The sequence below is a fragment of the Empedobacter falsenii genome (assembly GCF_019308355.1).
GTDB classification, from domain to species: Bacteria; Bacteroidota; Bacteroidia; order Flavobacteriales; family Weeksellaceae; genus Empedobacter; species Empedobacter falsenii_B.
In genome coordinates, this window is the sequence record NZ_JAAGKM010000035.1 from 20023 (window position 1) to 28039 (window position 8017).

The following is an 8017-nucleotide window of genomic DNA, read 5'->3' on the forward strand; positions in this document are numbered from 1 at the left end:
TTTTTATTCATTTATTGTTATAAATTTTTTAATTATTCTTTCAAAATCTTTTCCCCATTTTTCCCAATTAAGCTCTTGTTCATATTTTTTTCTTGCATTATTTGACATTTTTGATATTAATTCTGGATGATTTAATAAGTGTTCTATTGCATTTGCATAATCTGCTGCAGAAGCATTTTTCGCTAACAATAAGCCATTATAACTATCTGTTACTATTGTACCAATACCTCCTGTATTAGTAGAAATAACGGGTATTCCATAACCGAAAGCTTCGCAAAAAACAATTCCAAAACACTCTGCTTTGGATGGAACAAATAAGAAATCAGAATTAAAAAGATGATTTTGAAGTTGTTCAAATTCTTCTGTGCTATTTTTATTAAGAAATGGGATAATTGTGATCCAATTTTCGTCTATAGAAGGTACGCAGCCTATTATTTTCATATTTATAGGATAACCTTTTTCATGAAGAATTTTCAAACTCTCATAGACTAATCCCCCTCTTTTTCTTTCCCAATCTACAGCCAAAAAAAGAAATGTAAATTTATTGTTTTGTTCCTTTTTTTGAAGTTGGTTAGGAACAATTATATTTGCTCCAAATTTTAGAGTATAAACTTTATTTTTCTCAATATTATATTGATTAACTGCAAAATCACTTGCCCATTCTGATGGGAAAATTGCAACTTTAGATTTTTTTAAAAATTTCTTCTCAATATATTTTGTTTCCAACTTAGAAAGAACTCCAAAACCTGAATAAGCTGGATAATAGTTAAGTAACTGTCCTACATTTGCATCATTCAAATAAATAATTGGTATTTCTGTTTTGACATATGCAAAATCATTAATATATGTAGGAACAAATATTACATCAAAGTTTTTATTTTTTAAATAAGATTCTATTTGTTTCCCAATTTTTTTTGAGGAAAAGATGTTTAAGTGTCTATTATAACCTCTTTTAAAAATTTGATTATACAATTTTTCTATTTTATCTAATTTTTTTTTGTCTTGATTAGATAATTCTAATTTGGGAATTCTTTCTACCTCATAATCTAAAGAAATCATTTGTTCATACATCTTAAACATAGTTCCTGACCAGTTTTTTTTATCTTCTAAGTGGCTCGAACTGTAAAAACCTATTTTCATCCTTTTGTTATTTTGTTTCTTAATTTAATAAAGTATAATTCAAAATAGTTGTAATTAAGAGTCGATAAAAAAATAGTTATAGACCAAAACAAAATATATTTAATAATCCATACCAAAACATGTGAATATGATGTAAAATTATCAAGGAAGTGGTAAACAACTTTCCAGTCTATACCATAAATAATAATGTTAAGTACTATAGAATAATTTAATAGATAAACAGAATATGAGATAATACTATTATGAACAATAATTTTATTGATTATTGAATTGTTAATTTTTAGATAATAAAAATAGGGTAATAAAAAGAAGATAGACAAACCTTCTATTAAAAAAGAAATATTAACATCATAAAATATTCCTAAAGAGTAAATATGAGACGAAAAATAATATATCGCGAGAAATAAAATTCCTATAATAGCAAATTTATTTTTTAGAGCTTTCCAAGATTTAATATAATAATGATGAAAAATTGAAGCTAGTATTCCTAACATTAGACTATCAAATCTTAAAATTACTTGTTTACGAAATGATAAATCGAAATCTGTATTGTCAGCAAAATTTAGGTATCTATAAAACCTAAACGCAATAACAAAAAGTATAACAAAGAAAGTTACCCAAATTAAAGTAGATTTGAAAGATCTTTCTCCTCTTAAATGAAATACAATTAAAGTAAAAGAGGGAATAAGTAAATAAAACCATTCTTCTACTGCCAAACTCCACGCTTCAGGAAAAAAAGGAGGATGATTCCATGCGAAATTTTGAATAAACAAATAATAGTCAATAAGTTTTATTGTACTTAAATCATATTGTTTTATTGTAAAATACAAAACGAGCAAGGTCAATACAAAATAATAATTAGGTAGTGTTCTAAACCAACGACGTGTAATAAAGTTTATGAAAAATTTAATATTACTTGTTTCGGACTCTTTTTTTTCAAAATCGCGAATAAAAATTCCACCTATTAAAAACCCACTCAATACAAAGAAAATCGTAACTCCATCCATATAAAAATAGCTGGCTACTTTAGATATTGTTGGGGGTAATATTTGTTTCCCATGTAAGAGCATCACCATAAAAATTGCAATGACGCGTAAAAGATCTAATCCTATTATTCTTTTAGGATTATAATCTACTTTGAGAATGTTATTTAGTTTATTATTTCCCACTTTACAAATATTTCTTTTTTAAATAAACTTTAAGCTTTCCTTTTTTTCTCAAAATCCATTTTAAATGTTGTAACGCTAAAAAATAATTCCCCTTTTTTATCAGAGCATCAAAGGCTATTCTACTTCTAGAAAAAACTTGCCAATCACTTGATTCTAATACCTTCCCGCCATATAATTCCCCAATTATCTCATCTAAAATATTATGTTGTAAATCTCTTTTATAATTAATTCCATTTGATAATCCTTCACTGTGTCTTCTGTATGCACTCATAGTATCTGAAAATCCACGCATTTTTCCTATAAAAGAAGCACTCATATAAAGAATCGTATCAAAATATAAAAGATTAGGATGTTTTTTCATCTCATCAAATACTTTTGTTTGTAAAACCTTTGCTTTCATAAAAACAGAGGTAGTGTGAACAACCCAATGTTGATAAATCTCTAGTGCGCTATAGTCTCTATCTTCTATTTTAGAGAATAAAGTTCCGTCAATAGTTTTATCTGGCGAAACATTGGTAACTTGATGAAAACAAATTGAATAATCTTCATTATCTTCTAAAAAGTCAAATTGTTTTTGAAGCTTATTTTCATCTGTCCAGTAATCATCTCCTTCGCAAAAAGCTAGATAATCTCCCGTTACTTTTTCAAGAGCATTATAAAAATTGGGGGTAGATCCTAAATTTTTCTTATGATTCGTGTAAATTATTTTAATGTGAGAAGGTGCTTTTTTTAAAACTTCTTCTATAACTTTATGTGTATTGTCTGTAGAATTATCATTTGATAAAATCAATTCAATAGGGAAATTTACATTCTGCATGAAAATTCCTTCAAGATTTTTTTCAATAAAATTTTCTTGATTATAAGTCAAAACAACTATAGAAAGTTTTTTTTTCATTTTAATAATTTTAATATTCTTTTATACCCTATAAACTTTGGATTTGCATACTGTAAGATTAATTTTATTTTTGCGAGTTTACTAAAATTAAATTGATTTAAGTATTGAATAAAACAATCAAAAAAATAGACTTCTCTTTTTTTATCAATTAATTGATTTTTAGGCTTTTTAAAATATTTCTTATTTTTTATTAATGATTGAAACCATTCGTTATTAATACTTCCTTCAGAAAAATGTTTTAATAAAATTGAGGAAGTAATGATGTTTTGAAAATCATTTGCTACTCTATTTGAAAAATCAATATCATAGCAATGAAATTCTTTTATTCGATTATTAAATTTATATTGATTATAGACATCTTTACGACAAGCTAAAAAGACTCCGTCTAAACTTTGACATTTTTTATCTTCCTTTAAAATATAACTGCGTATAAAAGTACTTTTATTATATTGTTGTATATGACGAAAACTACTATTGTGTAAATCCCACCAAGCAAAAGGCACATTTGGTGTATAAGTTGATCCCGCAATACCTATACAGCCATTTTCTTTATTTGTTAAATAGTTGATTAAAATATGTCCCCAATTTTCAGTTTCAAATAAAACATCTTCATGTACAAATAACAAATTATCATACTTTGCCTTTTCTGCGCCCTTATTATAAGCTTCACAAATTCCCATCAATCCTGGATTCCATTGTTGAATGATTTCATACTGAAAATCATCTCCTATGGTTTCTTTGATATTTTCAGAAAACTGAGTAAAATATTCTTCTTGATATGATGAGACTATGATTGATAACATTATGAAAATAACTTAATTAACTTAAACAATAAACGGGTAAAGATACTTTTATTAATCTGATTATTAGTCTTTATCAATTGATCCAATTTATTATTGATAAAGCCATAATTAGCAATTGCATTTTCATCGTATTTCAAATACTTAGACAAATGTTTTTTATAAATATAATTCTCTGAATATGTTCTTTTATTTATATCTAAATTTAATTCAACATCCATAGAGTTTTCTTTCCTTCTATAATAAAATCCAATATAATTTAGTCGTAAAACTTTTGAATTGACGTTTAAAATAGCTAACCATAAATCCCAATCTTCTCTTCCAAAAATTAACATCTCGTCATAACCTTTAGCATTTAACCAATCATTTTTTTTAAAAAAAGCTGAGCAATAGATTATATTAGCTTGAATTAAATTATTGTAATTATACTCAGGCAATTCCCATTTACCGATTCTATCTCCAAAAAACTCTGCTTCGCAATATATAATTGTATAATCTTTATCAAATTGAGCAGATGCTAATTCTAAATACTGAGAACCTATTTTATCATCACAATCTAGTGGTAAAATCCACTCTCCTTTTGTGATCTCTATACCTGCATTACGGGCAGAAGATAATCCTCCGTTTTCTTTTTTTAGGTAAATAAAACGAGGATCTTTTTTGGTCCATTGCAAGGCTACTTCTTCTGTATTGTCCGGTGATCCGTCATTTACTATGATACATTCCCAATTTTGATAGGTTTGGTCTAAGACTGACTGTAGGCATTCGTCCATATAAATAGACTGATTGTAGCATGGAACAATAACCGAAATAAGAGGTTGTTGCATGATGTGTATATTTAAGTATTTCTAATTTAGGTTGTTTACAAAGTTACTTTATTTGTAAGAATATGCAAGTTATTATTGGATGTTCTCTTCTCTATTTTTTTTTACTGTGTTTATTTATGATTATTTATTTTATTCGATAATTATGATATTCACAATGAAAATCTGTTTACTAATTATAGTTTATGCTTTCATATTTATAGGAATGTTGTGAGTGTATAGTGAAAAGGATGAAAGAGTTTTGCTTGTTCGTTGTCTTGTGTCACAATGGATATGCCGACGAAAGGAAAAGTTGTTGATGAGTCTTGTTGTTCTTGTATTTGTGGAGATAATTTAATTTCTGAAAGTGGTGTAGCAAGGGTATCTATTGGGACATAGAAATTTTGAAAATTGATAAGGTTTAGCTCTAATTCTTCGGTGCAAACCAACCATCCTATACTGATTTCTAAATAAGCGTTTGGGAATTTGGATTTGTGTTGAAATACTAGGCCTGCTTGTATTTTTAATTCATTTGTTGGGGCATTATATTGTACATAAAACGGGGATAGTTTGCACTTTTTGTTGAGTGAACGATGTTGTAATTTACCATTTTTGTAGGCTTCTACTAGTGCTGTGTACATGGTAGATTGATTGGTTTCTTTTTTTATAGTAGAGAAAAATGAAACCAATTGGTTGTGAAAAGTTCCGTCTTTTTGTTTCCAGTTGAATGGTAGTATGTGTTTCTTGAATGATGCGGAAAACATCGATAATTCTTTGAAACGTTTCTTAACTTCTATTGTATTTGGATGCTGTTGTGCTGAACTATTAACAAATCCGCCTGCATATTTTTTGACAAAAGATTTACCATTACGTTGAAAAAAAATTAAATTTCCTAATTTACCATTTATATTAAATTCATTATCTGTTTTAGCCATAAATTTACTATATTTAACTATTGAAAATCAGTTGATTAAATATAGCGAATTTATTTCTATTTTTCTCCTTTTTAATTGTTTTTCACTTCTTCAACTGTATTCCTAAGTTATTTTTATAGTAGTTCTATGCTACCTCTGTGCTACCTTTATGTCGCCTCTAAGCCGACTTAAAGAGGAGGTTTGTTATAGGAATTTGTGATGATACTTCATGTATATTAGCTATAATGATGCTGAATAAATTTGTGGATTGCTTAATTTTTGTTTTGAAGTTTTATTTTTGAATGGAGATTATTAAATGTTTAGATAATGATTTGGTAATGTGATGCTTTTAATTAATAATAGATATTAGTCTAAGTATTGGGTTTGATTGCAGTATGGTCAATTACTAAGATTAATTGTTAATCAATTTTTAAACCTTTTAAATTTTATAAATTATTTTATAAGAATAAAACTAACTAGTTTTATTCTTATAAAAATCTTTCAAAGCGTAAATTATAAGGTCCGAGTTTGAAAATTTTAATTCTTTCTTAAGAAGATTTAATAATTCATTTTCATTTTTGGACTCATTCAAAGCTGATTTTAAATACTTTAATATTTTACCAATACGCTGATTATTATAAAACAATTCTTTATCATCTATCCATGTGGCTTCGTAGTGATGTATGGCATATGTATTTTTAGATAACTCTATTAAACCTGTTTCATAACTTTTTGGAGAAAAATATTCTTGAGGATATATAACAACATAATTATTCTCATTCTTGTAGATACCATCAAGCGTTAACCCTCTATCTTCTAAAATCTTTTTATAACCCATAGGACCTGTAAAAGATTGATTAAAGTTTCCATCTTCATTTATGAAATGCCTATCATTGTATAAATCAAACACATCGTTAACTAATCTACCATTCTTTTCACTGGCTACTAGACCTACATTTGGAAAGTTATTAATTTCATAACTTATAAATGCCGATAAATTTAGCATTTCATAATCAAGTGGTTTAATAAACTCTACGTCTGTATCTAAATAAATCCCACCTTCATTTATAAGTACATAATTTCTTAAAACATCTACAATAAACCCATATTTCTTGGCCTCATAACATTCCTTAACGAACTGATGAGAATTAACATCGAAAGTTTCCTCGTTCCAACATTTTATCTCAAAATCTGGTAAATATTTTTTCCAAGATGTAATACAATCTATCGCAGACTGTGGTAATTCTTTTCCTCCAAACCAACAGTAATGTATTATTTTTGGTATCATTATTTAAATTGATTTTTCCATTGATTGATACTATCCAAAGGAACTGTTAAAGTCGGTAATATATAATCTTTACTTTTCAAAAAAGGAGTAATACTTTCAATATCATCTCTTTTTATTACATTTAAATTAATGTCTTTTCCTATCTCAAGTGCGCGATTATCAATACCTATAATTAACGTTCTAATCCCTCTTTGCATTGCATATATACCTGCATGTAGTCTTGTTCCTAAATAATCAATATTACTAATATTGGCATCCAAAAACTTTTGATAAGCATTTAAATTAGGTGAGATAAATCTCAATCCTAATTCATTATTAGGATTAATTTCTTCTAAATAATCTAAATCTTTAATACTTTGAATCCATATATACACTTCGTTATAATGTAATTTTAGCATTTTTAACATTTTTAAATCATTTTCATAGTCTTTATCGTAATCTGTAATTGTAGTAACAACATTATTTGATTTTAAATTATTAAAGCTTTGTTGATTTAAATTCCAAGTTGTTGGACAGCATGTATTAATTACATTATTAATACCTATAGATTTCAATTTATTTTTCGTATACTCATCTCTTACAGAATGAATAACCTTATCTGAAAGAATAGTTTTTAAAATTAATTGTGTTTCTTCAGTAATTACATCATCATATAATCCCCAACCTACCCCTAAAAGAACACATCTTTTATAGTAATAACTTAAATCATCTTTCCTAATTCGCCATGAGCGAAATTTTTCCATAGAACCATTCAATAAATTTGTTCCAGAAACAAACAAAAATTCTTTTTCTAACAACCATTCACGTTCAACATTATTAATACTTATATGAGTTGGATATGTAGTAAAATATGCATTACTATCAAATGTATCATTCAAATGAAGGTTGATTGACTCCATTATTATATTATCTCCAAGATTAAAAGATGTAACACTCGTATCTAAAATCCCTAAATTTTTAAATCTATTATTTTTATCAATTTTATCTGTTGTATCAATAATGTAATCT

General features: G+C 26.7%; 8 protein-coding genes. All 8 read right to left on the bottom strand.

Annotation, left to right across the window (positions count from 1 at the left end; translation table 11 throughout):
- Nucleotides 1-3: 3 nt before the first annotated feature.
- Nucleotides 4-1140, bottom strand: a complete 1137-nt coding sequence (locus G0Q09_RS11905; protein ID WP_219035030.1) for a glycosyltransferase family 4 protein — start codon at nucleotides 1138-1140, stop codon at nucleotides 4-6.
- On the bottom strand, nucleotides 1137-2309 hold the full coding sequence (locus G0Q09_RS11910) for an acyltransferase family protein (protein WP_219035031.1): 1173 nt from the start codon (nucleotides 2307-2309) through the stop codon (nucleotides 1137-1139). Before G0Q09_RS11910 ends, G0Q09_RS11905 begins: the two co-directional genes overlap by 4 nt.
- 1 nt (nucleotide 2310) lies before the next feature.
- Nucleotides 2311-3204, bottom strand: a complete 894-nt coding sequence (locus G0Q09_RS11915; protein ID WP_219035032.1) for a glycosyltransferase — start codon at nucleotides 3202-3204, stop codon at nucleotides 2311-2313.
- Nucleotides 3201-4007 (bottom strand): glycosyltransferase, encoded by an 807-nt coding sequence (locus G0Q09_RS11920; RefSeq protein WP_219035033.1) that lies wholly within the window; start codon nucleotides 4005-4007, stop codon nucleotides 3201-3203. Before G0Q09_RS11920 ends, G0Q09_RS11915 begins: the two co-directional genes overlap by 4 nt.
- The gene (locus tag G0Q09_RS11925) at nucleotides 4007-4831 is read right to left on the bottom strand and encodes a glycosyltransferase family 2 protein (protein ID WP_219035034.1); all 825 of its coding nucleotides are present in this window, start codon (nucleotides 4829-4831) and stop codon (nucleotides 4007-4009) included. Before G0Q09_RS11925 ends, G0Q09_RS11920 begins: the two co-directional genes overlap by 1 nt.
- 194 nt (nucleotides 4832-5025) lie before the next feature.
- A complete protein-coding gene (locus tag G0Q09_RS11930) occupies nucleotides 5026-5742 on the bottom strand; it encodes a hypothetical protein (RefSeq protein WP_219035035.1) in 717 nt (238 codons plus the stop codon).
- A 451-nt stretch (nucleotides 5743-6193) separates the two neighbouring features.
- Nucleotides 6194-7009, bottom strand: a complete 816-nt coding sequence (locus tag G0Q09_RS11935) for a glycosyltransferase family 32 protein (RefSeq protein ID WP_052217484.1) — start codon at nucleotides 7007-7009, stop codon at nucleotides 6194-6196.
- Nucleotides 7009-8017, bottom strand: a 1009-nt coding sequence (locus G0Q09_RS11940) for a polysaccharide pyruvyl transferase family protein (RefSeq protein WP_219035036.1), incomplete at its 5' end; no start/stop codon positions are given. The genes G0Q09_RS11935 and G0Q09_RS11940, both read right to left, overlap by 1 nt.